The organism is Leisingera sp. ANG-M6 (assembly GCF_000813905.1).
GTDB lineage: Bacteria > Pseudomonadota > Alphaproteobacteria > Rhodobacterales > Rhodobacteraceae > Leisingera.
Map to the genome: position 1 here is coordinate 131,926 of NZ_JWLG01000007.1, position 26,764 is coordinate 158,689.

The 26,764-nt window shown below is 64.8% G+C and carries 27 protein-coding genes; 18 read left to right on the forward strand and 9 right to left on the reverse strand.

Annotation, left to right across the window (positions count from 1 at the left end):
- Positions 1-4: 4 nt before the first annotated feature.
- Positions 5-472 (reverse strand): Lrp/AsnC family transcriptional regulator, encoded by a 468-nt coding sequence (locus RA24_RS05005; protein ID WP_019295909.1) that lies wholly within the window; start codon positions 470-472, stop codon positions 5-7.
- A gap of 210 nt (positions 473-682) precedes the next feature.
- On the opposite strand from RA24_RS05005, the gene cobA reads away from it, so the two are divergent.
- The 7 genes from cobA to RA24_RS05040 all read left to right on the forward strand — a co-directional run bounded on the left by cobA (position 683) and on the right by RA24_RS05040 (position 6,226).
- Complete coding sequence (gene cobA / locus RA24_RS05010) at positions 683-1,438, forward strand: uroporphyrinogen-III C-methyltransferase (protein ID WP_039190275.1); 756 nt, start codon at positions 683-685, stop codon at positions 1,436-1,438.
- Positions 1,438-1,746 carry a DUF2849 domain-containing protein gene (locus RA24_RS05015; RefSeq protein ID WP_019295911.1) on the forward strand — a complete coding sequence of 103 codons (309 nt, stop codon included), beginning with the start codon at positions 1,438-1,440 and terminating at the stop codon, positions 1,744-1,746. The genes cobA and RA24_RS05015 overlap by 1 nt, the downstream gene beginning before the upstream one ends.
- A complete protein-coding gene (locus RA24_RS05020; RefSeq protein ID WP_039145489.1) occupies positions 1,739-3,403 on the forward strand; it encodes a nitrite/sulfite reductase in 1,665 nt (554 codons plus the stop codon). Before RA24_RS05015 ends, RA24_RS05020 begins: the two co-directional genes overlap by 8 nt.
- Positions 3,404-3,407: 4 nt before the next feature.
- On the forward strand, positions 3,408-4,169 hold the full coding sequence (locus RA24_RS05025; RefSeq protein WP_019295913.1) for a phosphoadenylyl-sulfate reductase: 762 nt from the start codon (positions 3,408-3,410) through the stop codon (positions 4,167-4,169).
- Between the two features lie 5 nt (positions 4,170-4,174).
- The gene (locus tag RA24_RS05030) at positions 4,175-4,570 is read left to right on the forward strand and encodes a DUF934 domain-containing protein (RefSeq protein ID WP_039190277.1); all 396 of its coding nucleotides are present in this window, start codon (positions 4,175-4,177) and stop codon (positions 4,568-4,570) included.
- Between the two features lie 141 nt (positions 4,571-4,711).
- Positions 4,712-5,578, forward strand: coding sequence for a ferredoxin--NADP reductase (locus RA24_RS05035; RefSeq protein WP_029204787.1), 867 nt, complete (start codon positions 4,712-4,714; stop codon positions 5,576-5,578).
- A 135-nt stretch (positions 5,579-5,713) separates the two neighbouring features.
- Positions 5,714-6,226, forward strand: a complete 513-nt coding sequence (locus tag RA24_RS05040) for a hypothetical protein (protein WP_241480904.1) — start codon at positions 5,714-5,716, stop codon at positions 6,224-6,226.
- A gap of 91 nt (positions 6,227-6,317) precedes the next feature.
- Here RA24_RS05040 and RA24_RS05045 read toward each other — a convergent pair whose 3' ends face one another.
- The gene (locus tag RA24_RS05045) at positions 6,318-6,887 is read right to left on the reverse strand and encodes a hypothetical protein (protein WP_019295917.1); all 570 of its coding nucleotides are present in this window, start codon (positions 6,885-6,887) and stop codon (positions 6,318-6,320) included.
- A gap of 455 nt (positions 6,888-7,342) precedes the next feature.
- On the opposite strand from RA24_RS05045, the gene infC reads away from it, so the two are divergent.
- On the forward strand, positions 7,343-7,804 hold the full coding sequence (gene infC, locus RA24_RS05050; protein ID WP_337589023.1) for a translation initiation factor IF-3: 462 nt from the start codon (positions 7,343-7,345) through the stop codon (positions 7,802-7,804).
- A 130-nt stretch (positions 7,805-7,934) separates the two neighbouring features.
- Positions 7,935-8,573 (forward strand): methyl-accepting chemotaxis protein, encoded by a 639-nt coding sequence (locus RA24_RS22880; RefSeq protein WP_039190281.1) that lies wholly within the window; start codon positions 7,935-7,937, stop codon positions 8,571-8,573.
- 55 nt (positions 8,574-8,628) lie between these two features.
- Here RA24_RS22880 and RA24_RS05060 read toward each other — a convergent pair whose 3' ends face one another.
- From RA24_RS05060 to RA24_RS05090, 7 genes are all read right to left on the reverse strand, one after another.
- Complete coding sequence (locus RA24_RS05060) at positions 8,629-9,417, reverse strand: FAD binding domain-containing protein (protein WP_039145483.1); 789 nt, start codon at positions 9,415-9,417, stop codon at positions 8,629-8,631.
- Between the two features lie 86 nt (positions 9,418-9,503).
- On the reverse strand, positions 9,504-11,867 hold the full coding sequence (locus RA24_RS05065) for a xanthine dehydrogenase family protein molybdopterin-binding subunit (protein WP_039190282.1): 2,364 nt from the start codon (positions 11,865-11,867) through the stop codon (positions 9,504-9,506).
- A gap of 97 nt (positions 11,868-11,964) precedes the next feature.
- A complete protein-coding gene (locus RA24_RS05070) occupies positions 11,965-12,450 on the reverse strand; it encodes a (2Fe-2S)-binding protein (protein WP_039145480.1) in 486 nt (161 codons plus the stop codon).
- A 163-nt stretch (positions 12,451-12,613) separates the two neighbouring features.
- Entirely contained in the window at positions 12,614-13,615 is a 1,002-nt protein-coding gene (locus RA24_RS05075) for a molybdopterin-binding protein (RefSeq protein ID WP_039190284.1), read from the reverse strand.
- Positions 13,612-14,592: an XdhC family protein gene (locus RA24_RS05080; RefSeq protein WP_446720209.1), complete on the reverse strand. Its 981-nt coding sequence runs from the start codon at positions 14,590-14,592 to the stop codon at positions 13,612-13,614. Before RA24_RS05080 ends, RA24_RS05075 begins: the two co-directional genes overlap by 4 nt.
- A gap of 77 nt (positions 14,593-14,669) precedes the next feature.
- Positions 14,670-15,932 (reverse strand): vWA domain-containing protein, encoded by a 1,263-nt coding sequence (locus RA24_RS05085; protein ID WP_039190286.1) that lies wholly within the window; start codon positions 15,930-15,932, stop codon positions 14,670-14,672.
- Positions 15,933-15,990: 58 nt separating this feature from the next.
- Positions 15,991-16,896 (reverse strand): AAA family ATPase, encoded by a 906-nt coding sequence (locus tag RA24_RS05090; protein WP_039190287.1) that lies wholly within the window; start codon positions 16,894-16,896, stop codon positions 15,991-15,993.
- Between the two features lie 217 nt (positions 16,897-17,113).
- Between RA24_RS05090 and RA24_RS05095 the strand changes: the two genes are divergently transcribed.
- The 9 genes from RA24_RS05095 (at position 17,114) to RA24_RS05135 (ending at position 26,763) form a co-directional block, all read left to right on the forward strand.
- The gene (locus RA24_RS05095; RefSeq protein ID WP_082020323.1) at positions 17,114-18,175 is read left to right on the forward strand and encodes a glycosyltransferase family 2 protein; all 1,062 of its coding nucleotides are present in this window, start codon (positions 17,114-17,116) and stop codon (positions 18,173-18,175) included.
- A 161-nt stretch (positions 18,176-18,336) separates the two neighbouring features.
- Entirely contained in the window at positions 18,337-19,293 is a 957-nt protein-coding gene (locus RA24_RS05100) for a hypothetical protein (RefSeq protein WP_039190289.1), read from the forward strand.
- Between the two features lie 64 nt (positions 19,294-19,357).
- Entirely contained in the window at positions 19,358-20,401 is a 1,044-nt protein-coding gene (pyrC, locus tag RA24_RS05105; RefSeq protein WP_039145473.1) for a dihydroorotase, read from the forward strand.
- Positions 20,402-20,470: 69 nt separating this feature from the next.
- Positions 20,471-21,148, forward strand: a complete 678-nt coding sequence (locus RA24_RS05110) for an orotate phosphoribosyltransferase (RefSeq protein ID WP_019295930.1) — start codon at positions 20,471-20,473, stop codon at positions 21,146-21,148.
- A gap of 334 nt (positions 21,149-21,482) precedes the next feature.
- Positions 21,483-23,021 carry a replicative DNA helicase gene (locus RA24_RS05115; protein ID WP_019295931.1) on the forward strand — a complete coding sequence of 513 codons (1,539 nt, stop codon included), beginning with the start codon at positions 21,483-21,485 and terminating at the stop codon, positions 23,019-23,021.
- A 76-nt stretch (positions 23,022-23,097) separates the two neighbouring features.
- Complete coding sequence (locus RA24_RS05120; protein WP_241480905.1) at positions 23,098-24,090, forward strand: agmatine deiminase family protein; 993 nt, start codon at positions 23,098-23,100, stop codon at positions 24,088-24,090.
- Between the two features lie 113 nt (positions 24,091-24,203).
- The gene (gene alr / locus RA24_RS05125) at positions 24,204-25,241 is read left to right on the forward strand and encodes an alanine racemase (RefSeq protein ID WP_039190291.1); all 1,038 of its coding nucleotides are present in this window, start codon (positions 24,204-24,206) and stop codon (positions 25,239-25,241) included.
- Entirely contained in the window at positions 25,238-26,020 is a 783-nt protein-coding gene (locus tag RA24_RS05130; protein ID WP_019295934.1) for an MlaE family ABC transporter permease, read from the forward strand. The genes alr and RA24_RS05130 overlap by 4 nt, the downstream gene beginning before the upstream one ends.
- A complete protein-coding gene (locus RA24_RS05135; RefSeq protein ID WP_039145466.1) occupies positions 26,017-26,763 on the forward strand; it encodes an ABC transporter ATP-binding protein in 747 nt (248 codons plus the stop codon). The genes RA24_RS05130 and RA24_RS05135 overlap by 4 nt, the downstream gene beginning before the upstream one ends.
- The last annotated feature ends 1 nt before the right edge of the window (position 26,764 follow it).

The following is a 26,764-nucleotide window of genomic DNA, read 5'->3' on the forward strand; positions in this document are numbered from 1 at the left end:
CCCTCTAGCTGCCCAGCGGCAGCATGGTGGTCGACTTAATCTCTTCCATCGACAAAAGCGCGGTCACATTGTGCACTTTCACCTCTGAAATCAGCGCCTGATAGAACACGTCATAGGCACGGGCGTTCTGCACCCGCACTTTCAGAATATAGTCGATGTCCCCCGCCAGCCGGTGCGCTTCCTGCACCTCGGGGCGTTCCTGCAGCGCCTTCAGGAACTTGGCCTGCCATTCCGCCTCATGCTCCGAGGTGCGGATGAGGACAAAGAAACAGGCCTCAAACCCCAGGGAATCCGCGTCCAGCAGCACTGTCTGCTGGCCGATCACCCCGGCCTCCTTCAGCTTGCGGATGCGATTCCACACCGGGGTCTTGGAAGACCCCACCCGGCGGGCTATTTCATCCAGCGACTGGCTGGCGTCGCGCTGCAGTTCAGCCAGAATTTTCCGGTCCGTGCCGTCGATCCGCACCGTCATTCCTGTTTTCTCCTTTTGTGAGGACCAATCGGCCCGATGTCCCGCCGCGGCAAAACCATTGTTCTTATTTATCCGCCCATATAGCGCAATACCGGGAATATTTCCTATATCTAACCCCAAGTCAAACACACTGAAGAGGGTACAGGAATGTCCGCACCATCGACACATGCTGCCAATGCCGCCACTCACGTCCGTGGCAGCATGGACTGTATGGTTGCGGGCCAGGTGTGCTTTGCGGGCTCCGGCCCCGGCGATGCAGAGCTTCTGACCCTGAAGGCCCTGCGCGCCCTGCAAGCCGCCGACGTGATCCTGCATGACCGCCTGGTCAGCGATGAAATCCTCGCTCTGGCCGGTCCGCAGGCGGTGCTGGAAGACGCAGGCAAGGAAGGCTTCGGCGCTCAGGTCAGCCAAGCGGACATCAACGCCCGTCTGGTGGCACTGGCCAAGCAGGGCAAGAAGGTACTGCGGCTGAAGGGCGGCGACCCGGCGATCTTTGCCCGCCTGGATGAAGAGCTGACCGCCTGCGAGGAAGCGGGCATCGCCTACAGTATCATCCCCGGCATCACCGCCGCCTCCGCTGCCGTGGCCGCCATCGGCCAGAGCCTGACGCAGCGCGGCCGCAATACCTCGGTCCGGTTCCTGACCGGCCATGCGATGACCGGCTTTGCCGATCACGACTGGGCCGCACTGGCGCGCCCGGGCGAGGTTGCCGCGGTCTATATGGGCAAGAAATCCGCCCGCTTCGTGCAGGGCCGCCTGATCATGCATGGCGCCGACCGCGCAACGCCGGTGACCATCATCGAAAACGCCTCGCGCCCCGAACAGCGGGTGCTGGAAACAACGCTGGACCGCCTGCCCGCCGACCTGGATGCGGCTGGTTTCGACGGCCCTGCCCTCACATTCCTGGGTCTTGCCCCGCGCCAGGCGGCGGCAGCCCTGAACGATCTCAAAACGGAGCTTGCATAATGGCCCGCGCCTTTACACCCAAAGTCATCACCGCCAACGACCTGCTCGAGGGCGACGTGATCTATTTCACCGCCCAGGACACCTGGACCCGCGACCTGTCCGAAGCTGAGCTGATCACGGACGAGGCAGACGCCCAGCTGCGCCTGATCGAGGCGGAGAAGCAGAACATCAAGATCGTCGGCGCCTATCTGGCCGACGCCAAGGCAGGCCCGAACGGCCCCGAGCCGACCCACTTCCGCGAGGAATTCCGCCGCACCGGACCCTCGAACTACTTCCACGGCAAACAGGAGGCTGAAGCCAATGTATAAGTACAATGAATTCGACGAAGCCTTCCTGGCCGAACGCAACGCACAGTTCCGCGCCCAGGTCGAGCGCCGCATCGACGGCTCCCTCACCGAGGAAGAATTCCGCCCGCTGCGCCTGATGAACGGCGTCTATCTGCAGCTGCACGCCTATATGCTGCGGGTTGCGATCCCCTATGGCACCCTGAACCCGAACCAGATGCGCGCCCTGGCGCTGCTGGCCGAGAAGTGGGACAAGGGCTATGGCCATTTCACCACCCGCCAGAACATCCAGTACAACTGGCCGAAACTGCGTGACCTGCCGGACATGCTGGACGCGCTGGGTGAGGTCGGCCTGCACGCGATCCAAACCTCGGGCAACACCATCCGCAACACCACCGCCGACCATTTCGCCGGTGCCGCCGCGGATGAGCTGACCGATCCCCGCCCCTATGCCGAGCTGATCCGCCAGTGGTCCACCGACCACCCGGAATTCCAGTTCCTGGGCCGCAAGTTCAAGATCGCCATCACCGGCAGCGACACCGACCGCGCCGTGATCCGCGCCCATGACGTGGGCCTGCAGGTGGTCGAGAAGGACGGCAAGCTGGGCTTCAAGGTTATCGTTGGCGGCGGCCTCGGCCGTACCCCGATGATCGGCCAGGTGCTGCGCGAGTTCCTGCCGCAGGCGGATCTGCTGCCCTATCTGGAGGCGGTTCTGACCGTCTACAACGTGCTGGGCCGCCGCGACAACAAGTACAAGGCGCGCATCAAGATCACCGTCTCCGAGAACGGCATCGACACCTACCGCGCGATGACCGAGGAAGCCTTCCTGACCATCCGCGGCCAGTACGACGGCACCGACCAGGAGCTGCTGGAAGAGATCAAAGCGCATTTCCAGGCGCCGGAATTCCGCTCTGCCCCGACCGATGCGTTCGACACAGCTTATGCCAACGACCCGGTGTTCCGCGCCTGGGCCGACACCAACCTGCACGCGCACCGCGCCGAGGGCCACGCCATCGCCACCATCTCGATCAAGGCGCATGGGGCAACCCCGGGCGACGCATCGGCTGAGCAGATCCGCGTGATGGCGGACCTGGCAGAGCAGTACGGCTATGGCGAGCTGCGCATCAGCCACCAGCAGAACGTGATCCTGCCGCATGTCCACAAGTCGGACCTGCCGGCAATCCACGCCAAGCTGAAAGAACACGGGCTGGCCACCGCCAACCTCGGCCTGATCTCGGACATCATCGCCTGCCCCGGCATGGACTACTGCAACCTGGCCACCGCGCGCTCGATCCCGGTCGCGCAGGAGATTGCCACCCGCTTTGACGAGCTGAAGCTGGAGCATGACATCGGCCACCTGCAGATCAAGATCTCAGGCTGCATCAACGCCTGCGGCCACCACCATGTGGGCCACATCGGCATCCTGGGCCTGGACCGCGCAGGGGTGGAGAACTACCAGATCACCCTGGGCGGCGACGCGTCGGAGAATGCCGCCATCGGCACCCGCACCGGCCCCGGTTTCGCCTATGACGAAATCGTGCCTGCGGTGGAACGGATCGTGGAGACCTACCTGTCGGTGCGCGAAAACGCCGAGGAGACCTTCATCGAAACCTACCGCCGGGTTGGCATGGATCCCTTCAAGGCCGCGCTTTACCCCGAGGCTCAGAAAAAGGTCGCCTGATCTGATGTTCCATACAGCCGGAAACAAGCCCGCCGGAGAGGAAGACCTCATCCGGGACCGGGAGCTGGCCGCCAAGGCGGAGGCGCTCAATGCGCGCTTCCGCCACCATTCGGCCACCTCGGTGATGGAGGGCGCATTGCGGGACGCAGGGAATATCGCCCTGGTCTCCTCTTTCGGCGCGGAATCCGTGGTGCTGCTTCACATGGCCGCGATCATCGACCCGATGACCCCGGTTGTGTTCGTGGACACCGAACTGCTGTTCACCGAAACGCTGATCTATCAGCAGGAGGTGAGCGAGCGGCTGGGCCTGCGCAATGTGCGCATCATCCGCGCCGATGACATCGCCGAGAAGGACCCCTACGGGGCCCTCAAGTTCAGCGACAAGGACGCTTGCTGCACGCTGCGCAAAACCGTGCCGCTGCAAAAGGCGCTGGCGGACTACGACGGCTGGATCACCGGCCGCAAGCGGTTCCAGTCCGGCACCCGTGCGGCGCTGGAGTTCTTCGAGGTCGAAGAAGGCACCGGGCGGCTCAAGATCAACCCGCTGGCCCACTGGGCGCCGGAAGATGTGCGCGCCTATATGGATGAAAACCGCCTGCCCCGCCATCCGCTGGTGGCCAAGGGCTATCCCTCGATCGGCTGCGCGCCCTGCACCAGCCCGGTCAAGGAAGGCGAAGACCCGCGCGCCGGACGGTGGCGCGGGGAGAACAAAGAAGAATGCGGCATCCACGTGGTGGACGGCCAAATGGTACGCACAGGAGCGTGAGTGAGATGACTGTTATCGTGACCGACACCGGCTTTGCCGCCGAAGACTGGACCGGCGGCTTTGAGGGCAGCAACGTGCTGGAGCTGGCCTCGGACGCCAATCTGGCCGAGGTGTCGCTGGACGGCGTGGAGCTGGTGCGGGTGCAATTCCCCAGCTTTGCCGACGGCCGCGGCTTCACCCTGGCCCGCCAGCTGCGGCTGAAGGGCTTTGAGGGCCGCCTGCGCGCCTTCGGCCATGTGATCGCCGACCAGTACGCCATGGCCCGCCGCTCCGGCTTTGACGAGGTTGAGCTGACCGACGAGCTGGCCGCCCGCCAGCCCGAGGACCAGTGGCTCGCCCGCGCCAACTGGAAAGACCACAGCTATCAGGCCCGCCTGCGCGGCAGCACCGCTGCCCGCTAAGCCAGCCCCTTAACCCGGGACACTCCCTGAAACCGGCTCCGTTGCGTCAGACGCGGGGCCGGTTTCGCAAAACAGGGGGTTTTCCTGACATGTATCAAAGACTAATCAGAGGTGCCGGCTACTCCTCCGGCAGTGGAACCGATGAATGAGATGACACCCGTGACCGACACTGCAACCGACCCGAAACCGGCCAAAGCCGTGCCGGCCCTGCCCGACGCCCAGACCGTGACCCAGGTGAAACACTGGACCGACCGGCTGTTTTCCTTCCGCTGCACCCGGCCTGCCTCCCTGCGCTTCCGCTCCGGCGAGTTCGTGATGATCGGCCTGATGAACGATCCCGATCCCAAGACTGGCAAGGTGAAGCCCCTGCTGCGCGCCTATTCCATCGCCTCCCCCTCCTGGGACGAGGAAATGGAATTCTACTCGATCAAGGTGCAGGACGGCCCGCTGACCTCCAAGCTGCAGCACATCAAGGAAGGCGACGAGATCATCCTGCGCCCGAAGCCCGTCGGCACCCTGGTGCATGACGCGCTGGTTCCGGGCAAGCGGATCTGGTTCTTTGCCACCGGCACCGGCTTTGCGCCCTTCGCCTCGCTGCTGCGCGAGCCGGAAACCTACGAGAAATTCGACGAGGTGATCATCACCCACACCTGCCGCGAAGCTGGCGAGCTGACCTATGGTGCTGAGCTGATCGAGAGCCTGAAGGACGACGAGCTGCTGAATGAGGTGATCGGCGAAGGCTTCTGGAAGAAGATCAAGTACTACCCGACCACCACCCGCGAAGAGAGCCCCAAGATGGGCCGCATCACCGACCTGATGCGTTCCGGCGAGGCCTTTGCCGATCTCGGCGTGCCGCCGCTGAACCCGGAAAGCGACCGGGCGATGATCTGCGGCAACCTGGCCTTCAACCTGGAGCTCAAGGACCTCTTTGAGAACACCTATGGGCTGGAGGAAGGCGCCAATTCCAAGCCTGCGCATTTCGTGGTGGAAAAGGCGTTTCTGGACTGATCCGGCGCTGGTCCGCCCCTGCGGGCTGCCCGAATTTTGACACGGATTTGACGGGAGGCTGCCGCCTCCCGTTTATCTTTTGTTGGGGATGAATCGGTAATTCTGCTGCTGAGATCCAGAATGGAGCACCAGCAGATGCATAACGAAACGGCCCCCGGGCAGGCGCCCGTCTTCCAGTCCGTCAGAACCGAAGCAGGCAAGGCCCGCGTCCGCGCCGCGCTGTCCGGCTTCCAGAACCGCCCCGACCCGGTGCAGCCGCCGCTGCAGGACAGGATTGCCGCCATCAAGGCCCGGTTTGATCTGCGTGCCATGACACCGCAGGACATCGACCTGATGTTCGACGCGCTGGTGCAGGAAGGCCAGCCGATGACCGCGCCGTTGCTGCTTTTGAATTCGATGGGCGACCGTTTCCGCAGCCATCTGGCCGGCCTCACCGGCAAGGACTACGACGGCGGCAAAGCGCTGGACCTGCTCGCGGTGGCACAGCTGCAGATCCAGCGCGCCCGCAAGCAAGGCGGCGCCAGCGGCGGCTGGGAGAGCTTCCTGACATTTCTGGTGCCGCGATCGCCCTCTGAACAGCCCGCAGCCCAAGCACCGCTGGAGCATATGGCGCGCCTTGCCCAGCAGGCGCAGGCGCGGCCGCACTGACCGGCCGCCGCGGCGCGGTTGAACCGGACAATCAAAAAAGGCGGCCGGGGTTCCCCAGCCGCCTGTTTTTTTCCCGCCTTGGCGGAGGCTATCAGTCGCTGCCGGTTGCCGTGGTGTCAGCCGCACCGGTTTCGCCAGCGCCGGACTGGTTCAGCAGTTCCTCAGCGGCAGTGTTTGCGCTGTCCAGCGCCCCGGTGGCAGTGTCCTGTGCCGCCTCAGCAGCATCTGCAGCCGCATCCGCCGCGCTGTCTGCCGCGCCTGTTGCAGTTTCTGCAGCGCTGTCAACCGCTGTGGCTGCTGCATCTGCTGCGGTGCCGGTGGCCTCGCCAGCCGCATCGGACGCGCTGTCCAGCGCATCGCCGACGGTTTCCGTCACCGCGCCGGCGGCCTCGTTTACCGCATCCTGCGCCGCTTCAACCGCGTCGCCTGCTGCCTCGGCGCCAGACTCGACGGCTTCTTCCACTGCCTCAGCCGCGTCCTGGGCGGCGTCTTCTGCCGCTGCCGCCGGTTCTTCCGAAGTCACCGGATCGGTGCTGCTTTGCTCTTCCTGCACCGCAGGTGCTTCAGCCGGGGCGGGCTCCTGCGCGTCCTGGCCGCTCACCAGCAGATAGGCAACCACCGCTGCGGCACCCAGGCCCAGCACGATCAACAACTGTTTCATAGGTCTCTCCTCACTCCTTTCGGCCCGTCCGGGGCCGGGCCGCGCCACGCGCGGCATCTGCCTGCCAGATGGCAATGCACGGGGCACAGCTCAAGGGGGAAGTTTGGCACATATGCATCACGGGCGGCGCCGCGCCGCCCGGCCGCGCCAAACTGGCGGAACCCCGCCGCAATTGCGGTTTTTCAGACGGTTGCGCCGCCCGCTTCACCTGCGCTGCAGACCAGTTTCGCTTCTGTTTTCCGGGCCTTTTGCAACATGCGGCCTTGAAATGCGGCTTTCCTGCCGCCATACCGCCCATAACGCTTGAATCACAGACGCGGGGGCAGTAGCGTTCCCGCACTTTTTGCAATGACAGAAGGATCGCAGTCATAGCCCGCAGACCTCATAACGCGCCGCCGCAACGAGACACCGGCCCGCGCGTCAACGAAAAAATCCGCGCCCCCGAAATCCGCCTGATCGGCGCCGATGGCGAAAACGTCGGGGTTGTGCACCCGGCAAAAGCCATGGACATGGCGGCAGAGGCCGGACTTGATCTGGTTGAAATCTCGCCCAACGCCAATCCGCCCGTGTGCAAGATCATGGACTTTGGCAAGTTCAAATACGAACAGCAGAAGCGCGAGAGCGAAGCCCGCAAGAAGCAGAAGATCATCGAGGTCAAAGAGGTCAAGTTCCGTCCCAACACGGATACCCATGACTACGATGTGAAGATGCGCAATGTCGTGAAGTTCCTGGAGAACGGCGACAAGGTTAAAGTCACCCTGCGTTTCCGCGGCCGCGAAATGGCGCACCAGAATCTTGGCCGCGAGCTTCTGGAGCGGGTTGCCGAGGACACCAAGGAGATCGGCAAGGTCGAGAACTTCCCCAAGATGGAAGGCCGCCAGATGATCATGCTGATCGGGCCGCTCGCCAAGAAATAAGCCGGTGCACCGCTGGTGCCAGGCACAGCCCCGCAGGCCGCCGCCTGCGGGGCTTTTTTTGTCTGCTTCGGTTAGCGCTGCCTTAACGCCTGCCCGCTATACAGGTGCCATCCCCAGTGAAGGCAGACGCATGACCAGCTTGACCGACGTTCAGAACACCGCCTTCATGGCCATTGGCCCCAGCCGGATTGCCGCGCTGTCGCTGCTGGCGCTGGCGCAGGCGCCGGAGGGTGCGGACAGCTCCAATGCAGAGGATGTGCTGGACCTGTCGGTGCGGCGTATCTTCGCCGCTTGCGATATGCTCGGCGGCGGGCTGGATGCCCTGCTGGCGGACTGCGCCTATACTCTTCCGGCGGAGCTTGAGGGCAAGCGCCAGTCCTGCCTGGAGTTGCTGGAACCGCTCCACAGTGCGGCCGGCCAGGCTGACGGCGCCGTACTGGCGCACGTTCGCAATGTGCCGGATCTGGCCGCCCTCTGCCTTTACCGGCTGGAACCGGCGGTCTCGGACTTTCTCAAGGACATGGTGCAGACCCTGCGCGAGGCGCAGCAGCAGCGCGAGGAAGAGCGTGACGCACAGATGCGCGCGACCATCGCCACTGCCGAAGGGGTTGGCAAGAACATCAAGTTCATCTCCTTCAACGCCTCGATCGAGGCGGCGCGGATCGGCGAAATGGGCAAAGGCTTTGCCGTCATTGCCACCGAGATCCGCGAACTGTCCGGCAAGACTCAGAACCTGCTGGAAGAAATGTCCGGCTATCTGAAGCACTGACACGGGAACAGGCACCGGTAACCGGTGCCTGCGCATGTCTTTAGCTTGCGGCGGTTCAGCCCGCTGCGGCCACCGCGCGTTTTGCCATCACCCCAACCAGATGGGCGCGGTATTCCTTGGTGCCATGCAGATCACCGATCATGCCGCCGGCATCCACACTCAGCCCGTCCAGCGCGTCCGGTGCGAAATTGGCATCCAGCGCCGCCTCGGCCTCATGCCAGCGGAACACGCCCTCCTCTGACGCTCCGGTGACAGCCACCCGCACGCCCGCCGCATATTTCGCCGCAAAGACGCCCACCAGGGCAAACCGCGAGGCGGGCTGCAGGAACTTCTGGTAATTGGCCTTTTCCGGCACCGGGAAGCGCACTGCGGTGATGATCTCGCCTTCTTCCAGCGCAGTCTCGAACAGGCCGCGGAAATAGTCATCGGCAGTGATCTCGCGGGCGTTGGTGACGATGGTCGCACCGCTGCCCAGCGCCGCCGCCGGATAACAGGCCGCCGGGTCGTTGTTGGCCAGCGAACCGCCGATGGTGCCGCGGTTCCTGACCGCCGGGTCCCCAATATGGCTGGCCAGTTCCGCCAGCGCCGGATAGCTGTCCGCCGCGGCAGCGGCCACTTCTGCATGGGTGACTGCGCCGCCAATGGTCAGCATGCCGCCGTTGTCGCTCAGCTCCTTCAGTTGGGGAATGCCGCTGAGGGAGACCAGTTTCGACGGCATCGCCAGCCGCTGTTTCAGCGTCGGGATCAGCGTCTGCCCGCCGCCCAGCGCCTGCGCGTCCTCATCCGCCAGCGCAGCAACCGCCTCTGCAACGGTTGAGGGCTTCTCGAATTCGAATTCATACATTTCGTATCCTTTCTGAAAACCGGCCCGCCGGCTTTCATCTTTCCGAAAATACTCCGGGGGTATGGGGGCAGCGCCCCCATGAGCCCTTACCCGTTCATCGCCGCCCAGACCCGAGCAGGCGACAGCGGCATGTCAATGTGGGCCACGTTCTTGCCGCCCGACTGCAGCGCGTCGATCACCGCGTTGACCACCGCTGGCGGTGATCCGATGGCGCCGGCCTCACCGCAGCCCTTCACGCCCAATGGGTTATGGGTGCAGGGGGTCTGGCAGGAATGGTCCACCTGGTAGAACGGCACGTCATCGGCCCGGGGCATGGCGTAATCCATGAAGGAGGCCGACAAGAGCTGGCCGTCCTCGTCGTAGGCGGCGTTTTCCAGCAGCGCCTGGCCGATGCCCTGCCCCAGCCCGCCATGGACCTGACCGTCAACGATCATCGGGTTGATAATATTGCCGAAATCATCCGCCGCCGCGAACCGTTCAATGCTGACTTTCCCGGTGTCGGGATCCACCTCCACCTCGCAGGCATAGGCGCCGGCCGGATAGGTGAAGTTCGCCGGGTCATAGAAGGCGGTCTCCTCCAGCCCCGGCTCCAGCTCCTCCAGCGGGTAGTTGTGAGGGACATAGGCCGTCAGGCAGACATCTCCCCAAGCCACCGACTTGTCGGTGCCTGCAACGGTGAACTGGCCGTCCTTCAGCTCGATATCGGCGTCCGAGGCCTCCATCAGATGGGCGGCGATCTTCTTGGCCTTGCTGATGATCTTCTCTGTCGCGCGTACCATGGCGGAGCCGCAGACCGCGATGGAGCGCGAGCCGTAGGTGCCCATGCCAAAGGGCACCCGGCCGGTGTCGCCATGCACGATATCGACCATGCTCTCATCAATGCCAATCATGTCGGCCACGACCTGAGGGAAGGAGGTTTCATGCCCCTGCCCGTGGGAATGCGCGCCAACCATGACGCTGATGGAACCGGTGGCGTTCACCCGCACCGTCGCCGCGTCATACAGCCCCGCCCGGGCGCCCAGCATGCCGACGATATTGGACGGCGCGATGCCGCAGGCCTCGATATAGCAATTGATGCCAAAGCCGCGCAGCTTGCCCTTGGCTTCGCTTGCGGCACGGCGGGCGGCAAAGCCAGCGACGTCAGCCACTTCCTCCAGCTTGTCCATGGTCGCCACGTAATCGCCGGTGTCATAGGTCAGCGCCACCGGGGTTTCATAGGGGAACTCGGTGATGAAGTTCTGGCGGCGCAGGGCAATCGGGTCAGCGCCCAGCTCGCGCGCGGCCTTGTCGATCACCCGCTCTAGCTGATAAGTCGCCTCCGGCCGGCCGGCACCGCGGTAGGCATCCACCGGCACCGTGTTTGTGAAGACCGTTTTCACGTTCACCTGCACGATGGGCGTCTTGTAGTTCCCCGCCATCAGGGTGCCGTGCAGGTAGCTGGGCACCGAGGTGGAGAAAGTCGAGAGATACGCGCCCATATTCGCCATCGTGTTGGTGCGCAGCGCGGTGAAGTTGTTGTCAGCATCCAGCGCCAGCTCGATCTTCGTCACATGGTCGCGGCCATGGGCGTCGGAGATGAACGCCTCTGCCCGGGTCGAGGTCCATTTCACTGCCCGGCCGCAGGCCTTGGCGGCGAAGGTGCAGAAGGCTTCCTCGGCATAGTGGAAGATCTTGGAGCCGAAGCCGCCGCCCACATCCGGCGCGATCACCCGCACCTTGTGCTCCGGCAGGCCCAGCACGAAGGCGCACATCAAGAGGCGGATCACATGCGGGTTCTGGCTGGTGGTGTAGAGCGTGTGCTCATCCGTGGCGCGGCTGTAATCGCCGATGGCCACGCGCGGCTCCATCGGGTTGGCGACCAGACGGTTGTTGACCAGCTCCAGCGTTGTCACATGGGCGGCACTGTCAAAGGCCGCCTGCACCGCGTCGTCATCGGGATTGCCGAACACCCAGTCATAACAGAGGTTTGAGGTCAGATCCTCATGCACTTTTGGGCTGCCGTCTGCAAGTGCCGCCCCCATGTTGACCACCGCGGGCTTGTCGCCCAGATCCAGCTCAATCGCTTCCGCCGCATCGCGGGCCTGTTCCAGCGTGTCAGCGACCACGGCGGCAACAATCTCACCCACGTGGCGGATGGTGTCATGCGCGATGATCGGGTGACGCGGCTCCTGCTGCGGGTTGCCGTGGCGGTCGGTGACGCCCCAGCCGCAGGGGATGCCGCCCACCTCGGCGAAATCGGCGCCGGTGAAGATCTTCACCACGCCGGGCATCGCCTCAGCCGCGGATGTGTCGATGGAATTGATGGTCGCATGGGCCACATCGGCGCGCAGGAAATGCACATGGGCCTGGCCGTTCACGTTGATGTCGTCGGTATAGTTCCCGGCTCCTGTCAGGAACCGCACGTCCTCGCGCCGCTTGGGGCTGGCGCCGATGCCGTTATCCTTGGGCATGTCTGGTCTTCCTCCCTGGAGGGTGCTGCCGTGGCGCACCTCTTTGTCAGTCACTCCTTGTTCAGCTCAGGCCGGGTACCGGCCTGGGGTCGTCCGGTTATTCCGCCGCTATGCTGGATACATCCTGTCCCGAGGCCGCCATGATCGCCTTGACGATATTATGGTAGCCGGTGCAGCGGCACAGGTTGCCTTCCAAGTAGTCGCGGACCTCCGCCTCAGTGGGCTTGGGGTTGTCTTTCAGCAGTGCCGCCGCCGACATCACCATACCCGGCGTGCAGAAGCCGCATTGCAGCCCGTGATGGTCCTGGAACGCCTGCTGGATCGTGTTCAAAGAGCCGTCGGCATTGGCCTGGCCTTCGATGGTGGCAACCTCGGCGCCTTCGGCCTCTTGCGCCAGCATGGTGCAGGCTTTCACCGCCTTGCCATCCACATGCACCACGCAGGCGCCGCACTGGCTTGTGTCGCAGCCCACGTGGGTGCCCGTGAGCCCCAGCTGCTCGCGCAGGAATGATGACAGCAGCGTGCGCCCTTCAACGTCGCCGCTGGCAGCCTTGCCGTTCACGGTCATGGAGACCTTGGCCATAGTACCCTCCCTTTAGCTTGTTTTTGTCTGGCTGGGGGGAGTTAAGCACGCCGCCAGCCTTCCGCGAAGTGTTTTCCGGCGGGGATGCAGCGCAAATTCGCGTCAGAGCCGCTTACCCATGGTTGTGACCTTGCGTCACAAATCCCGCGCTGCAGCGCCGCATTCAGCCTTCTGCATCGCGGCGCGGCATCGGGCGGGTGGGGATTTCCTTCAACAGGCCGCCAACGCCCATGGCGGCGATATCGGCGGAGCTGACAGGCAGTCCGCAGACGATCCGCTCAAGCACCCAATCGGCACCATTCAGCGCCGGCGAACGTGCACAGCCCGGCAGGCCGATCACCGGCTTGTCCTCGTATGCGCCCAGGAACAGCAGGTTGCCGGGGTCCACGGGCATGCCGAAACGAGTCACCGTGCCGCCTGCCTGCCGCAGCCCCTGCGGCGCGACGTCGTGAGGGTCGGAGGTGGCGGAGCCGGTGAGGATCAGCAGCAGCTGCCCCGGCGCGTTAGCAATGGCCTCAGCCAGTTCCGCCTCGCGGTGCGGCACCACCACCCGCGGCGACAGGCTGAGCCCCAGCCGGTGCAGCCGCCCCGCCATCGCGGCACGGCCCTTGTCCGGGGGGGTGTCTTCCGTGACTGCCGTTTCGATCAGCGTGGCGGAGGAGAGGACCGGCGGCAGCACCCGGATCGCATCCCCTGCCCCCTCGCTGGCACGGCGGATTGCATCGGCCGGCACGCCATAAGAAATGATCTTGATCGTGGCCAGCATGCCGCGCGCATCGGCCCGGTGATAGTCCGGTACGGTGGCGACGGTTATCATCGGATCGACCGCGTTGACCGCCGCCAGCCTGTCCCGGTCCAGCCGCACCAGCCCGGCGCCGGTGGCATAGAGGTTCACCCGTCCGGTGCCGGCGCCGGAAATCCGGATGCCCTGCGCGGACGGGTCCGGCACCAGTGCGTTTGCCAGCGCCTCTGCTGCCGCATCCTCGTGCAGGTCGGCAGGGTCGAGCCGGGCAACGGTCAGCGTGTCATGGCCCGCGGCCGCCAGATCCGCGAGGTCATCCGCGCTTAGCACCGTGCCCTTGGCCACCTTGCCGCTGGCGCCCTGCAGGGAATGCGCGAGGATGGCGCCCTGCGCGTCATCCAAGGGGACCGGGCCAAACCTCATGGCTGCTTGCCGCGCAGAACGGCGGTCATTTCCGACAGGATCGAAACGGCAATTTCCGCCGGGCTGGCGGCACCGATGTCGAGGCCGATGGGGCCGTGGATGCGGTTGATCTGGTCTTCATTGAACCCGGCCTCCTGCATCCGCGCCACACGGGCGGCATGGGTCTTCTTGCTGCCCAGCGCGCCGATATAGAACACATCAGCGCTGAGAGCTGCCTCCAGCGCCGGGTCGTCCAGTTTCGGGTCGTGGGTCAAGAGCACCAGCGCGGTGCGGGTGTCCAGCCCCAGCTTTGCGACCGCCTCATCCGGCCAGTCGTCCATCAGGGTTTCGCCGGGGAAACGCTCAGGAGAAGCGAAGGCCGCGCGAGGGTCGATGATAACCGGATCATAACCTGCAATCCGCGCCATCGGCACCAGCGCCTGGGTGATGTGGACTGCGCCCACTGCCACCAGCCGCAGGGGCGGGTTATGGACAGCCACGAAGGTCTCGCCGTCGTCTTCCAGCCCGGAGCGGTCCATACGCATGCGGTCCGGGTATTCTGTGCGGGTGAGATGGCGGGCGCCGGTGGCGAGGTTCACCTCATAGGCAACAGGGGTGCGGCTGGCGCGGGCCGCCACCAGCTCCTCCAGAATTTCCACCGGCAGGGCAGAGCCCACCGGCTCCACCAGCACCTTGATGGTGCCGCCGCAGGCGAGGCCGACGGCAAAGGCGTCCTCGTCGCTGACGCCGAATTCCAAGAGCCGGTGCTGGCCGTCCTGCAGCGCCTCCAGCGCCTCGCCCACCACCGCGCCTTCGACGCAGCCGCCGGAGACCGAGCCCTCGATCTGCCCCACCCCGGACACAACCAGCTGCGACCCGGTGCGGCGCGGGGCGGAGCCCCAGGTCTGCACCACGGTGGCCAGCGCAGCGCCGGTGCCGGAACGGTGCCAGTGCAGCGCGGTTTCCGGGGCGTGCTCAAAGGGGGTCATGGTCTGCATCGGCGGGCCTTCCGGTGTCGGGTGGGTTTGCGTTCAAACATCGGCGCTTGCGGCGCTGGTTTCAAGCGGCATGCGTCTCAGAGCATCCCCATCAGCCGCGCCTTTTCACCCGCATCAGAGGGGCTGGAGATCACCTGCGCCAGATCCTGCAGCGAGGCGATGGAATGGCCGGCGCGGAAACTGTCCGTGTAGGGCAGCATCGCACGGATGCCCTGCGCCTTGGGGGCAAAGCCGTCCCAGCGCAGCAAAGGGTTCAGCCAGATCAGGCGGCGCGACGACAGCTGCAGGCGCTGCATTTCGCGTGAAAGGCCTTCCGCATCGCCGCGGTCCAGCCCGTCGGTGATCAGCAGCACCACTGCGCCCTGCCCCATGACGCGCCGCGACCAGTCGCGGTTGAAGGCATGCAGGCAATCGCCGATGCGGGTGCCGCCCTCCCAGTCCTGCGCCTCTGCCCCCGCTGCGGCCAGCGCCGCGTCCACATCACGCTGCGCCAGATGACGGGTGATGTTGGTCAGGCGGGTGCCGAAGGTGAAGCCATGCACCCGTGCCCAGCCCTGCCCACCAGAAGTTCCCCGGGCGTTTGCCGCGGCGTGCAGGAAATGCAGAATGATGCGGCTGTACTGGCTCATCGAGCCGGAGATGTCGCAGAGCACCACCAGATTGGGCCAGCGGATGCGGCGCTTGGCGCGGGCGATCTGCTGCAGATCGCCGCCCTGCCGCGCCGCATTGCGTAAGGTGCGGCGCCAGTCGGCCCGCTGCCCGCGCGGCGCGGCCATCAGGCGGCGGGACTGGATCGGCGTCACCGGCAATTTCAGCTGCGCCAGAATGCGCTTGGCGGCGGCAATCTCAGCCGTGCTCATCTGTTCGAAGTCCAGCGTCCTGAGGCGTTCCTCCGCCGACATGGTGCGGGAGGCGTCGATCTCGATCTCGGTGCCTTCCTGCTCCGCTTCCGGGAGGTCCGGCTGCTCCAGCATGCCGTCCAGCAGCGCCTCTGCCGCGCGTTTCTCCGCAGGTTTTGCGGGCCGCTCCTCCTGCACGCCGCGGATGGCGGGCAGCATGGCGGCCATCATCTGCTCCAGATACCGCGGATCGCGCCAGAACAGGCGGAAGACCTGGGCAAACACCACCCGCTGTTCCGGCTTGGTGACGAAACAGGCGTGCAAGGCCCAGTAGAAGTCCTGGCGGCTGGTGAAGCCCGCAGCCGCCACCGCGCGCACCGCATCCAGCACCCGGCCCGGGCCAACGGGCAGCCCGGCCTTGCGCAGGGCGCGGGCGAAATGGGTGATGTTGCGGAGCAGCTTGGGGTCGTCCGGCAGGGTGAGCGGGGGATAGTCAGGCACTAGCGCTCATGGGGGCGCTGCCCCCATACCCCCGGAGTATTTCCAGAAAGATGAAGCATCAGGCAGCGTCCAGGCTGGCCTTGGCCTCATCAAGGATGCGCTTGGCCTCGGAGCCCTGCAGGCGGGCGATGTCGTCCTGGTATTTCAGGATGGCACCCAAGGTGTCGGCGATCACCTCGGGGCTGAGGGCGATGACATCGAGCGCCAAGAGGCAGTTGGCCCAGTCGATGGTTTCCGCAACGCCCGGTTTCTTGAACAGATCCTCGGTGCGCAAGGACTGCACGAAGGCGACGATCTCGCGGCTGAGCTGTACGCTGGCCTGGGGCGCGCGGGCGTGCAGGATGTCGAGTTCACGCTGGAAATCGGGGTAATCCACCCAGTGGTAGAGGCAGCGGCGCTTCAGCGCGTCGTGCACCTCTCGCGTGCGGTTGGAGGTGAGGATGACGATCGGCGGCTCCGGCGCCTGGATGGTGCCAAGTTCGGGAATGGTCACCTGGAAGTCGCTGAGCGCCTCCAGAAGGAAGGCCTCAAACGGTTCGTCGGTGCGGTCCAGCTCGTCGATCAGCAGGACGGGGGCGCCGTGTTCGTCCGGGCGCATCGCCTGCAACAGCGGACGTTCGATCAGGTAGTCCTGCGAGAAGAGTTCATTCTGCAGCGCCGCGCGGTCGGCGCTGCCAGCGGCCTCGGCGGTGCGGATGGCGACCATCTGGGCGGCGAAGTTCCATTCATAGACGGCGCTGGCGGCATCCAGACCTTCGTAGCATTGCAGGCGGATCAGACGGCGGCCGAGGCTGGCGGCCAGCGCCTTGGCGATCTCGGTCTTGCCGGTGCCGGCCTCACCCTCCAGGAACAGCGGGCGGCCCAGTTTCAGCGACAGGAAGACCACGGTGGCCAGCGCCCGGCCGCAAACGTAGCCCTGCTGCGACAGCAGCTCTTGCACCTGTTCGATGGATTGTGCCTGCATGTGGAGCCTCCCCTAACCCCGCCCAACAGGCCATGGGCGGGCGCATCGGTCAAGCGGCGGCTGGCCGCGACGCTGCGGCCCTGCAGTGGCACGCAAAGGTTTGTATCGCTGCCGCCTTCGGGTAAGACTGGCGGCAAAGCAAAGAAGGCTGAGGCATGAGCAAGACCCCTTACATGCGGTTTCAACCTGCAGTGCTGCGCTGCGGGCGGGTGTGACGATGCGGGTGCTCGCGGTCCTTTGCGTGCGCAACGAGAGTGCGTTTCTGCTGGAATGGCTTGCCCATTACCGCGCCGCCGGCTTCACCGATTTCCTGGTGTTTTCCAACGATTGCCAGGACGGCACGGATCACATGCTGGACCGTCTGGAGGCAATGGGGCAGCTGGCGCATGTGCGCAACGACGGGCCATATGGCAGCGAGGGTATTCAATTCACCGCGCTGAAGGTGGCCGACAAGCATCCGCTGATGAAAGCCGCGGATTGGGTGCTGGTCGCGGATATTGACGAGTTTCCCTGCATCAAGACCGGCGATGGCACGGTGGCGGACCTGCTGGCGGCGCTGCCGGATGCGGATGCCATCACCCTCACGTGGCGGCTGTTCGGCAATGGTGGTGTGGTGCAGTTCGAGGACCGACCGGTGACGGAGCAGTTCACGTGCTGCGCACCCGAGGTGATCCACTGGCCCTGGCGGGCGGTGATGTTCAAGACGCTGTACCGCAACAACGGCACTTATGGGAAATGCGGTGTGCACCGGCCCCGCAGCATCCGCGACAAGGCGCGGCTGGAGCGTTACCGCTGGTTCGATTGCGAAGGGCGCGAGCTGGGCGGGGACTTCAAGACCAAGCGGCTGTTTTCCGATTACGGCCAGCCGAATTACCGCCTGGCGCAGCTGAACCATTACCCTTTGGGTGCGATGGAGAGTTATGTGCTGAAGGCGGACCGCGGCCGGGTGAACCGGCAGGCGCGGCTGGGCATGGATTACTGGGTGGAGCGCAACTATGCGGCCTGTGAAGACCACTCGATTGCCCGTTATGCGCCCGCACGCGCGGCACTGCAGGCGGAGCTGATGGCAGACGCGGACCTGGCCCGGTTGCACGGCGCTGCGGTGACCTGGCGCAAGGCCCGGTTCAAGGAACTGATGCTGGCGGAGGAAAACCGGGCGCTGTTTGCCCGCCTGCTGATGACACCGCCTGCGCGGGTGCTGACGGCGGCGGAGGGCGCGGAGATGCGCCGCTTTGCGATGCTGGGGCTGGCGGCGGAAAGCGGAAAACTGCAGGATTGAGGTCGCAGTTACGGGCCAGGCAAGCGGGCAAATGCCCGCCGATAGCCCGGTCCCAGACAGCAAAGCGGCCCTAGTTTTTCCAATTTTAGCCTTATTTGTCACCTAACCGTAAATTAACAAATCCGCCGTTAGGCGTACCGGGGGTATCAAAGGTGGCTGTAATGCAGGACGGACTCGAAAATCTGGATGAGGACCTCTCCGGTCTGAAACCGCCGCAATGGAAGGCCCGGATGGCGGCGCTGGCGGAAGAGCATGGCATGTATCAGCCGCTGGGCGACAAGCATTTCGCCACCTTCATCGACCAGGGCAACACCCTTCTGGTGACGTTTGAGACCATGCAGGGCATCCACAACCTGTCGGATCAGGCGCAGCCCTTGGGCTTTGATCTGGTGAAGAACCTGGGCTGGTCGCATATGTGCGTGGTCTCTGACGGCGACACCTGGTTCCGCGAGGGGCGCATTTACGGCTTTTTCGACCAGCTGATCGACGACGGGTTCTTTGATGAATTCGACAATGTGATCTTCTACGGCGCAGGCCCCTGCGGCTATGCGGCGGCGGCCTATTCGGTGGCTTCGCCCGGTGCCACCGTGGTGGCGGTTCAGCCGCAGGCGACGCTGGATCCGCGGATGACCGAATGGGACGACCGTTTCACCGAGAACCGGCGGCTGTCCTTCACCGACCGCTACGGCTATGCGCCGGACATGCTGGATGCGGCGGGCCAGGCCTTTGTGATCTATGACCCTTATGAGCGGCTGGACGCGATGCACGCAGCGCTGTTTGCCCGCAAGAACGTGACCCGGCTGCGGGCCACCAATATGGGCGGCGCGGTGCAGACCCGGCTGATCGAGATGGAGATGCTTTATCACATCCTGTCGCTGGCGGGCAGCGGCAAGCTGACGGACGCCGCTTTCTACAAGCTGTTCAGAAGCCGCCGCAACAACTCCTTCTTCCTGCGCAACCTCCTGGGGCGGCTGGAACGGGAGGACCGCGGGGTGCTGATGGCGCTGCTGTGCCGCAATGTGACGGAGCGGATGCGGGCACCGCGGTTCCGCCGCCGCCTGGAAGAGATGAAGAAGCGCGCCGAGAGCGGTGAATTCAGGATCCCGGAAAAACGCTGAGCGGGCGGCGGGCGGGCGCATTCAGCCGCTTTGTTTCCCCGCCGCCATGTGCTAACGCACGCGCATGACCCAGACGCTGACCATCCCCCGCCCCGATGACTGGCACCTGCACCTGCGCGACGGCGCCATGCTGCAGGCCGTGCTGCCCGAAACCGCCCGCCATTTCGGCCGCGCGATCATCATGCCGAATCTGGTGCCGCCGGTGGTGACCGGGGCGCAGGCCGCGGCCTACCGCGACCGCATTCTGGCGGCACTGCCGGAGGGAATGGCGTTTGAGCCGCTGATGACGCTGTACCTGACCGAGGACACCGACCCGGCGGATGTCGCCGCGGCCCATGCCAGCGGGCTGGTGAAGGCGGTGAAGCTCTATCCGGCGGGCGCGACCACCAATTCGGCCTCCGGCGTGACCAATTTCGACAACGTCCGCGCGGTGCTGGAGAAGATGGCCGAGATCGGCCTGCCGCTGTGCACCCACGGCGAAGTGACTGACCACGACATCGACATCTTTGACCGCGAAGCGGTGTTCATCGACCGGGTGCTGGACCCGATCCGCACCTCCACCCCCGGCCTGCGCGTGGTGATGGAGCATATCACCACCAAGAACGCTGCGGACTACGTGGCAAGCCAGGACAAGGACCTGGGCGCGACGATCACCACGCACCACCTGATCATCAACCGCAACCACATCCTGGTGGGCGGCATCAAGCCGCATTACTACTGCCTGCCGGTGGCCAAGCGCGAGGAGCACCGGCTGGCGCTGCGCGCCGCTGCTACATCTGGCGATGCGCGTTATTTCCTGGGCACCGACTCGGCGCCGCACACCGACCCCAACAAGGAAAGCGCCTGCGGCTGCGCCGGCTGTTTCACCGCCACCAACACCATGTCCCTGCTGGCGCATGTGTTCGAGGAAGAGGGCGCGCTGGACAAGCTGGCGGGCTTTGCCTCGGAAAACGGTCCGGCGTTCTATGGCCTGCCGGTGAGCGGCGAGACGCTGACGCTGACCAAGCAGGATGCGCCGGTTCAGTTCCCGGAGAAGATCGAGAGCGGCGACGGGCCGGTTACGGTGTTTGATCCGGGCTTCCCGGTCTACTGGACCGCCGGCGGCTGAGCCGTAAATTTCTTCGAAGAAATTCACCAGGAAAATTCGAATTTTCCTGGCGCCTGAAAGGACCCGACCATGATCCCCACCTCCTACCCCTCCCGTGAAGAAATCGCCCGCCTGTCGGCCCGGATGCTGCTGGAAATCGGCGCGGTGAACTTCAATACGGATGAGCCTTACACGCTGGCCTCCGGCCTGCCCTCGCCCAGCTACATTGACTGCCGCAAGCTGATCTCCTTTCCGCGCATCCGCACCACGCTGATGGATTTCCTCACCGTGACCGTGATGCGCAACGCAGGGTTCGAGGCGTTTGACAATATTGCGGGCGGCGAAACCGCCGGCATCCCCTTTGGCGCGCTGGTGGCCGAGCGCATGGCGCTGCCGATGACCTATGTCCGCAAAAAGCCCAAGGGCTACGGCCGCAATGCCCGCATCGAAGGGGTGATGACCGAGGATCAGCGCGTGCTGCTGGTGGAGGACATGACCACCGACGGCGGTTCCAAACTGTCCTTCGTCGATGCGATCCGCGAAACCGGCGCCTCCTGCGGCCATACCGCGGTGATTTTCTATTACGACATCTTCCCCGAAACCACCAAACGCCTGGGCGACCACGGTGTTGAGCTGCACTACCTGTGCACCTGGTGGGATGTTCTGGCCGAAGCCAAGGCGCAGAAGAGCTTCAGCGAGGAGACGCTGGCCGAAGTGGAGAAGTTCTTGAAAGACCCGCGCGCCTGGCAGGAAGCCCATAAAGCGTAAAGCAGATCAACGGCTTCGGTGGGCGGGCAGTTTGCCCTGCATTCCGAGGCCGGATGCCGTACAGGCGGACAATCGCCTTACGCAAGGGAAAGCGTTACAGGCCGGGCTGTGGACAAGCCCGGCTCGAATCGCTTCCCGCGCAGGTTGAAGCGCAGATCTTGGGGCCTTCCCAGGCGGCACCGCATCATGTAGTCTGAATAGGACAGGCTTACTGGCCTTTTATGGTAAACGGCCCACAAACCCTGCGGCTTTATCCACAGGGAATCCACAGAGATTCCCAGATAGGAGAACCCCGCGCGGCACCGTATAAGCGGGCCGAGTGACGAGAGCAGTGATGAACGAGATTACCCCTTTCGACGGCGATATGCCGCCCCCCGCCCCGATGCCGGAGCATCTGCCGGCCCCCGCGCAAGCGGACCAGGCGATGCCGGACAACGAGCTGCCGCATTCGGTGGAGGCGGAACAGCAGCTCTTGGGCGCGATCCTGACCAACAACGAGGTCTATGACAAGATCGCGCTGATCATCGACTCGTCGCATTTCTATGACCCGGTCCATGCCCGCATCTATGAGGTTGCGGCTGCGCGGATCTCCAAGAACGCGCTGGCCTCGCCAGTGACGCTGAAGGCGTTTCTGGAGGACCACGAGGGGCTGAAGGAACTGGGCGGGCCGGCCTATCTGGCCAAGCTTGCGGGCGCGTCGATCTCTGCCTTTGCGGTGCGGGATTACGCGCAGATGATTTACGACCTGGCAATCCGGCGCGAGCTGATTGCCCTGGGTCAGTCGATTGCAGAAAAGGCGCGCCGCGTTGACGTGGCATCAGAACCTAAAGAGCAGATCGTTGAGGCAGAGCAGTCGCTTTACCAGCTGGCCGAGCAGGGCCAGACGGAAAGTGGTTTCAAGTCATTCCTGAAGGCCGTCACAGAAGCGGTCAATGTGACCAACGAGGCGTATCAGCGGGGTGGCGGAATGGCCGGCATCTCGACGGGCCTGATGGACCTCGATAAGCAACTTGGCGGCCTGCATCCCTCGGACCTTCTTATCCTCGCAGGCCGCCCCTCTATGGGGAAAACGTCGCTGGCGACCAACATCGCCTTCAACGTTGCCAAGGCCTATAAACGCGGGGTGAAACCCGACGGATCGGAAGGCGCGCTGGACGGCGGCGTGGTGGGGTTCTTCAGCCTCGAGATGAGCGCCGAGCAGCTGGCCGGGCGTATTCTGGCGGAAGCGTCTGAGATCTCATCGCACAAGATCCGCCAGGGCGACATGACCGAAAGCGAATTCCGCCGCTTTGTGCAGGCGGCCAAGGATCTGGAAAGCTGCCCGCTGTTCATTGATGACACGCCCGCGATCCCGATCTCGCAGCTGGCCGCGCGCGCCCGCCGCCTGAAGCGGACCCACGGGCTGGACCTGCTGGTGATCGACTATCTGCAGCTGTGCCGCGGCATGTCGGACAACCGGGTGAACGAGATCGCCGAAATCTCGATGGGGATGAAGGCGATTGCCAAGGAATTGAACATCCCGGTGATCGCGCTGTCGCAGCTGTCGCGTCAGGTGGAAAACCGCGAAGACAAACGCCCGCAGCTGTCGGACCTGCGGGAATCGGGCTCGATCGAACAGGACGCCGACGTGGTGATGTTCGTGTTCCGCGAGGAATACTACAAGGAACGGGAAAAGCCCGGCGACCACGAGCTGGAAAAGATGGAAGAGTGGAAGCAGGCGATGGAGCGGCTGCACGCCAAGGCCGAGGTCATCGTCGGCAAGCAGCGTCACGGTCCAATCGGCACGGTGGAGCTGTCGTTTGAGGCGCAGTTCACCCGCTTCGGCAACCTCGCCAAGGCCTGGCAGCAGGGGCATGAGGACGGCGGCTATTAACCGCCGCCGGTTTCTGGCCGGTTCAATGGCCGGTGCCGCGGGCGCCGGCGCGCTGTCCATTGCGGGAGGTCCGGGTATGGCACAGGACGGGTTCCGGGTGCCGCCGGAAGAGGCGCCGCATCAGCTGACATTCATGCAATGGCCGGTGACGACTGAGGTCTACGGCACCGGGCGCTACCGCAAGCAGGTGCAGAAGCAGATCGCGCGGATTGCCAATTCGGTGGCGGCGTTTGAGCCGGTGGTGATGCTGGCCGCGCCAGAGGAACACGCACGCGCCCGGCGCAGGCTGTCCAGCAATGTGGAGCTGTGGGACATTCCGGCAGACGACCTGTGGTGCCGCGACTCCGGGCCGCTGTTCGCGCGCGACGGGCGCGGGCAGCTTTCAGTGCGGCAGCTGAATTTCAACGGCTGGGGCCGCTACCATCTGCCCAATGACGAACGCATCGCTGCACGGGTGGCGGAGCGGTTGGGCTTGCCGCTGTTTGACAGCGGCATCAGGGGCGAGGCCGGCGGGGCGGAGGCGGACGGCCATGGCCTGTTGATGGCGAACGAAAGCAGCTGGGTGAACAAGAACCGCAATCCCGGTCTGAGCCGCGGCGAAATTGAAACGGCCCTGCTGGCCGCCTATGGCGCCGACCGGATGATCTGGGGCAAGGGCGTCAAGGGCCAGGATGTGACCGATGACCACATCGACGGACTGGCCCGCTTTACCGGCGGGGGCCGCGTGCTGATGATGCTGGCAGAGGCACCTGTGCCGGATGATCCCTTTGATGCCTCGGCCCGGCAGTTGCAGCAGCGCTTGCTGGAGGCGGGCCTTCAGGTGGACACCCTGCCCTGGCCCGAGGCCGGGCGGATCAGGGACGTGAACAGCCAGTGCAGTTACGTGAACTATTACGTCTGCAACGGCGGGCTGATCGCGCCTGAAAGCGGCGACAAACGCACCGATGCACTGGCCGCGGAGGCGCTGCGCCGCCATTATCCCGGGCGTGAGCTGGTGATGCTGGACACCGATCTGCTGGCAGAGCTTGGCGGCGGTATCCATTGCGCCACCCACCAGATGCCCGCCTGAAATCTGCGGCGCACAGCCGTGTGATCCGGCGATTGCGGCATGCAGCTGCCGGTTCGCCGCTTTCCTGCGGTTTTCCCCCTTGACGTGCGCCCCTCCCATGTCATGAACACGCCATGAGCACGGCAAAACTGACAATCAACCTGGATGCGCTGGTCACCAACTGGCGGAATCTGGATGCGCTGACGGGCTGCGAGACTGCAGCCGTGGTGAAGGCGAACGGGTACGGCCTGGATGCAGGCCGGGTGGGCAAGGCGCTGGCCAAGGCGGGCGCCCGCAACTTCTTTGTGGCGGCAGCCGAGGAAGGCGGCGCGCTGCGCCGTGCGCTGGGACCGGGTCCCGGCATCTCGGTGTTCTCTGGCCACATGGAGGGCGATGCGAAGCTGCTCAAAGATTTCCAGCTGACGCCGATGCTGAACTCGCTGGATCAGATGCTGCGCCATTTCGAGACGCTGCCGGGCCATCCCTTTGGCGTGCAGCTGGACAGCGGCATGAACCGGCTGGGGATGGAGCATGGCGAATGGGCTGCGGTGGCAGAGATCGCCCTGGGCCAGAACCCGGTGCTGTTGATGTCGCATCTGGCCTGCGCCGATGAGCCTTCGCACGAGATGAACGCGCAGCAGCTCAAAGCCTTCCGCGAGATGACCGACGGGCTGGAGGTGCCGCGCTCGCTGGCCGCAACCGGCGGTATGCTGCTGGGCAAGGACTACCACTTTGACCTCTGCCGCCCCGGTGTCGGGCTTTATGGCGGGCTGCCGTTCACCGACGCGGTGCCGGTGGTTCAGCTGGACCTGCCGGTCATTCAGGTGCGCGATATGGAAGTGGGCGAAAGCGCCGGGTACGGCAATGCCTGGGTCGCCCGGCGCCCCAGCCGCATCGCAACCGTCGCTGCCGGCTATGCCGACGGGCTGCACCGGGCGATGGGCAAAGGCGGCATTCATGTTTACGCCGGCGAAACCCCCTGCCCCGTTGTCGGCCGTGTCTCGATGGATCTGATCACCGTGGATGTGACTGACCTGGCCGAAGTGCCCCAGATGCTGGCAATCCTCAACGAGCGTCAAACCGTGGACATGCTGGCCGACGCGGCGGGCACCATCGGCTATGAGATCCTGACCTCCTCGGGGCACCGTTCGGCGAGGACTTACCTGGGATGAATCCAATAGCACTCCTGGCCCGGCTGGGCCGCACCGCTTTGGCCGGGATGTCGGCGGTTGGCCGCGCGGCACTGTTTGCGCTTTCGGCCTTCAGCCACATGATCCGCCCGCCCTATTACCCGCGCGAGTTCTTTCAGGCGCTCTTGAACGTCGGCTGGCTGTCACTGCCGGTTGTGGGCCTGACCGCGATTTTCACCGGCGGCGCGCTGGCGCTGCAGATTTACGCGGGCGGCGCCCGTTTCAATGCTGAGGCCGTGGTGCCGCAGATCGTCGCCATCGGCATGGTGCGCGAGCTTGGCCCGGTACTGGTCGGGCTGATGATCGCAGCACGGGTGACCTCCTCCATCGCCGCCGAGATCGCCACTATGAAGGTGACCGAACAGATCGACGCGCTGGTGACGCTCTCCACCCATCCGATGAAATACCTGGTGGCGCCGCGGGTGCTGGCGGCGCTGATCACGGTGCCGGTGCTGGTCGGTGTCGGCGACATCATCGGCATCATGGGCGGCTACACGGTGGCGGTGCAGAACCTCGGCTTCAACCCGGCGGCCTACCTCAAGAACACGGTCGACTTCCTGGAAGCGCTCGACATCATCTCCTCGCTGGTCAAGGGCGCGGCCTTTGGCACCATCGCGGCGATGATGGGCTGCTACTACGGCATGCAGTCAGGCCGCGGCGCCCAAGGCGTGGGCCGCGCCACCAAGGGGTCGGTCGAATCCGCTGCCGTCCTGATCCTGGCCGCCAACTTTGTCCTCACAGGGGTGTTCTTCTCGCTATGATCCGCATGGAAAACGTCCACAAGGCCTTTGGCGACAACCGCGTGCTGAACGGCATGAACCTGGAAATCGCCAAGGGCACCTCGATGGTGATCATCGGCGGCTCCGGCACCGGCAAATCGGTGGCGCTGAAAAGCATTCTGGGGCTGATCCAGCCGGACTCAGGCCAGATCTATGTCGATGGCAAGCCTGCCGGATCGGGCGACCGGGATAAGTTCCTGGCACGCTTCGGGATGCTGTTCCAGGGCGGCGCGCTGTTTGACAGCTTGCCGGTCTGGCAGAATGTTGCCTTCCGCCTGTTGCGCGGCGCGCTGAAACGCCCGCAGGAGGAAGCCCGCGAAATCGCCATAGAGAAGCTGCGCCGGGTGGGGCTGCGCGCCGCAGTAGCCGACCTCTTCCCCTCGGAACTGTCGGGCGGCATGCAGAAACGCGTGGGCCTCGCCCGCGCGATTGCAGCAGAGCCGGAGATCATCTTTTTCGATGAGCCGACCACCGGCCTCGACCCGATCATGTCGGGCGTCATCAACGACCTGATCCGCGAGATCGTGGTGGAGATGGGCGCCACAGCCATGACTATTACCCACGACATGACCTCGGTGCGCGCCATTGCCGATAACGTGGCGATGCTGCACGGCGGGGTGATCCAGTGGACCGGGCCTGTGAGCGAGATGGACAGCTCGGGCGATCCCTACATGGAGCAATTCATCCATGGCCGCGCGGAGGGGCCGATCGAGGCAGTGCGGTGAG

Coding starts and splice junctions, on each gene's coding strand:
- RA24_RS05075 (WP_039190284.1), bottom strand. CDS start 13,615: ATGAGGTTTGGCCCGGTCCCCTTGGATGACGCGCAGGGCGCCATCCTC.
- cobA (WP_039190275.1), top strand. CDS start 683: ATGGTTGCGGGCCAGGTGTGCTTTGCGGGCTCCGGCCCCGGCGATGCA.
- RA24_RS05115 (WP_019295931.1), top strand. CDS start 21,483: ATGAACGAGATTACCCCTTTCGACGGCGATATGCCGCCCCCCGCCCCG.
- RA24_RS05035 (WP_029204787.1), top strand. CDS start 4,712: ATGAATGAGATGACACCCGTGACCGACACTGCAACCGACCCGAAACCG.
- alr (WP_039190291.1), top strand. CDS start 24,204: ATGAGCACGGCAAAACTGACAATCAACCTGGATGCGCTGGTCACCAAC.
- RA24_RS22880 (WP_039190281.1), top strand. CDS start 7,935: ATGACCAGCTTGACCGACGTTCAGAACACCGCCTTCATGGCCATTGGC.
- RA24_RS05040 (WP_241480904.1), top strand. CDS start 5,714: ATGCATAACGAAACGGCCCCCGGGCAGGCGCCCGTCTTCCAGTCCGTC.
- pyrC (WP_039145473.1), top strand. CDS start 19,358: ATGACCCAGACGCTGACCATCCCCCGCCCCGATGACTGGCACCTGCAC.
- RA24_RS05090 (WP_039190287.1), bottom strand. CDS start 16,896: ATGCAGGCACAATCCATCGAACAGGTGCAAGAGCTGCTGTCGCAGCAG.
- RA24_RS05100 (WP_039190289.1), top strand. CDS start 18,337: ATGCAGGACGGACTCGAAAATCTGGATGAGGACCTCTCCGGTCTGAAA.
- RA24_RS05080 (WP_446720209.1), bottom strand. CDS start 14,592: ATGCAGACCATGACCCCCTTTGAGCACGCCCCGGAAACCGCGCTGCAC.
- RA24_RS05045 (WP_019295917.1), bottom strand. CDS start 6,887: ATGAAACAGTTGTTGATCGTGCTGGGCCTGGGTGCCGCAGCGGTGGTT.
- RA24_RS05135 (WP_039145466.1), top strand. CDS start 26,017: ATGATCCGCATGGAAAACGTCCACAAGGCCTTTGGCGACAACCGCGTG.
- RA24_RS05065 (WP_039190282.1), bottom strand. CDS start 11,867: ATGCCCAAGGATAACGGCATCGGCGCCAGCCCCAAGCGGCGCGAGGAC.
- RA24_RS05120 (WP_241480905.1), top strand. CDS start 23,098: ATGGCACAGGACGGGTTCCGGGTGCCGCCGGAAGAGGCGCCGCATCAG.
- RA24_RS05070 (WP_039145480.1), bottom strand. CDS start 12,450: ATGGCCAAGGTCTCCATGACCGTGAACGGCAAGGCTGCCAGCGGCGAC.
- RA24_RS05095 (WP_082020323.1), top strand. CDS start 17,114: ATGCGGGTGCTCGCGGTCCTTTGCGTGCGCAACGAGAGTGCGTTTCTG.
- RA24_RS05130 (WP_019295934.1), top strand. CDS start 25,238: ATGAATCCAATAGCACTCCTGGCCCGGCTGGGCCGCACCGCTTTGGCC.
- RA24_RS05015 (WP_019295911.1), top strand. CDS start 1,438: ATGGCCCGCGCCTTTACACCCAAAGTCATCACCGCCAACGACCTGCTC.
- RA24_RS05060 (WP_039145483.1), bottom strand. CDS start 9,417: ATGTATGAATTCGAATTCGAGAAGCCCTCAACCGTTGCAGAGGCGGTT.
- RA24_RS05110 (WP_019295930.1), top strand. CDS start 20,471: ATGATCCCCACCTCCTACCCCTCCCGTGAAGAAATCGCCCGCCTGTCG.
- RA24_RS05030 (WP_039190277.1), top strand. CDS start 4,175: ATGACTGTTATCGTGACCGACACCGGCTTTGCCGCCGAAGACTGGACC.
- RA24_RS05020 (WP_039145489.1), top strand. CDS start 1,739: ATGTATAAGTACAATGAATTCGACGAAGCCTTCCTGGCCGAACGCAAC.
- RA24_RS05025 (WP_019295913.1), top strand. CDS start 3,408: ATGTTCCATACAGCCGGAAACAAGCCCGCCGGAGAGGAAGACCTCATC.
- RA24_RS05005 (WP_019295909.1), bottom strand. CDS start 472: ATGACGGTGCGGATCGACGGCACGGACCGGAAAATTCTGGCTGAACTG.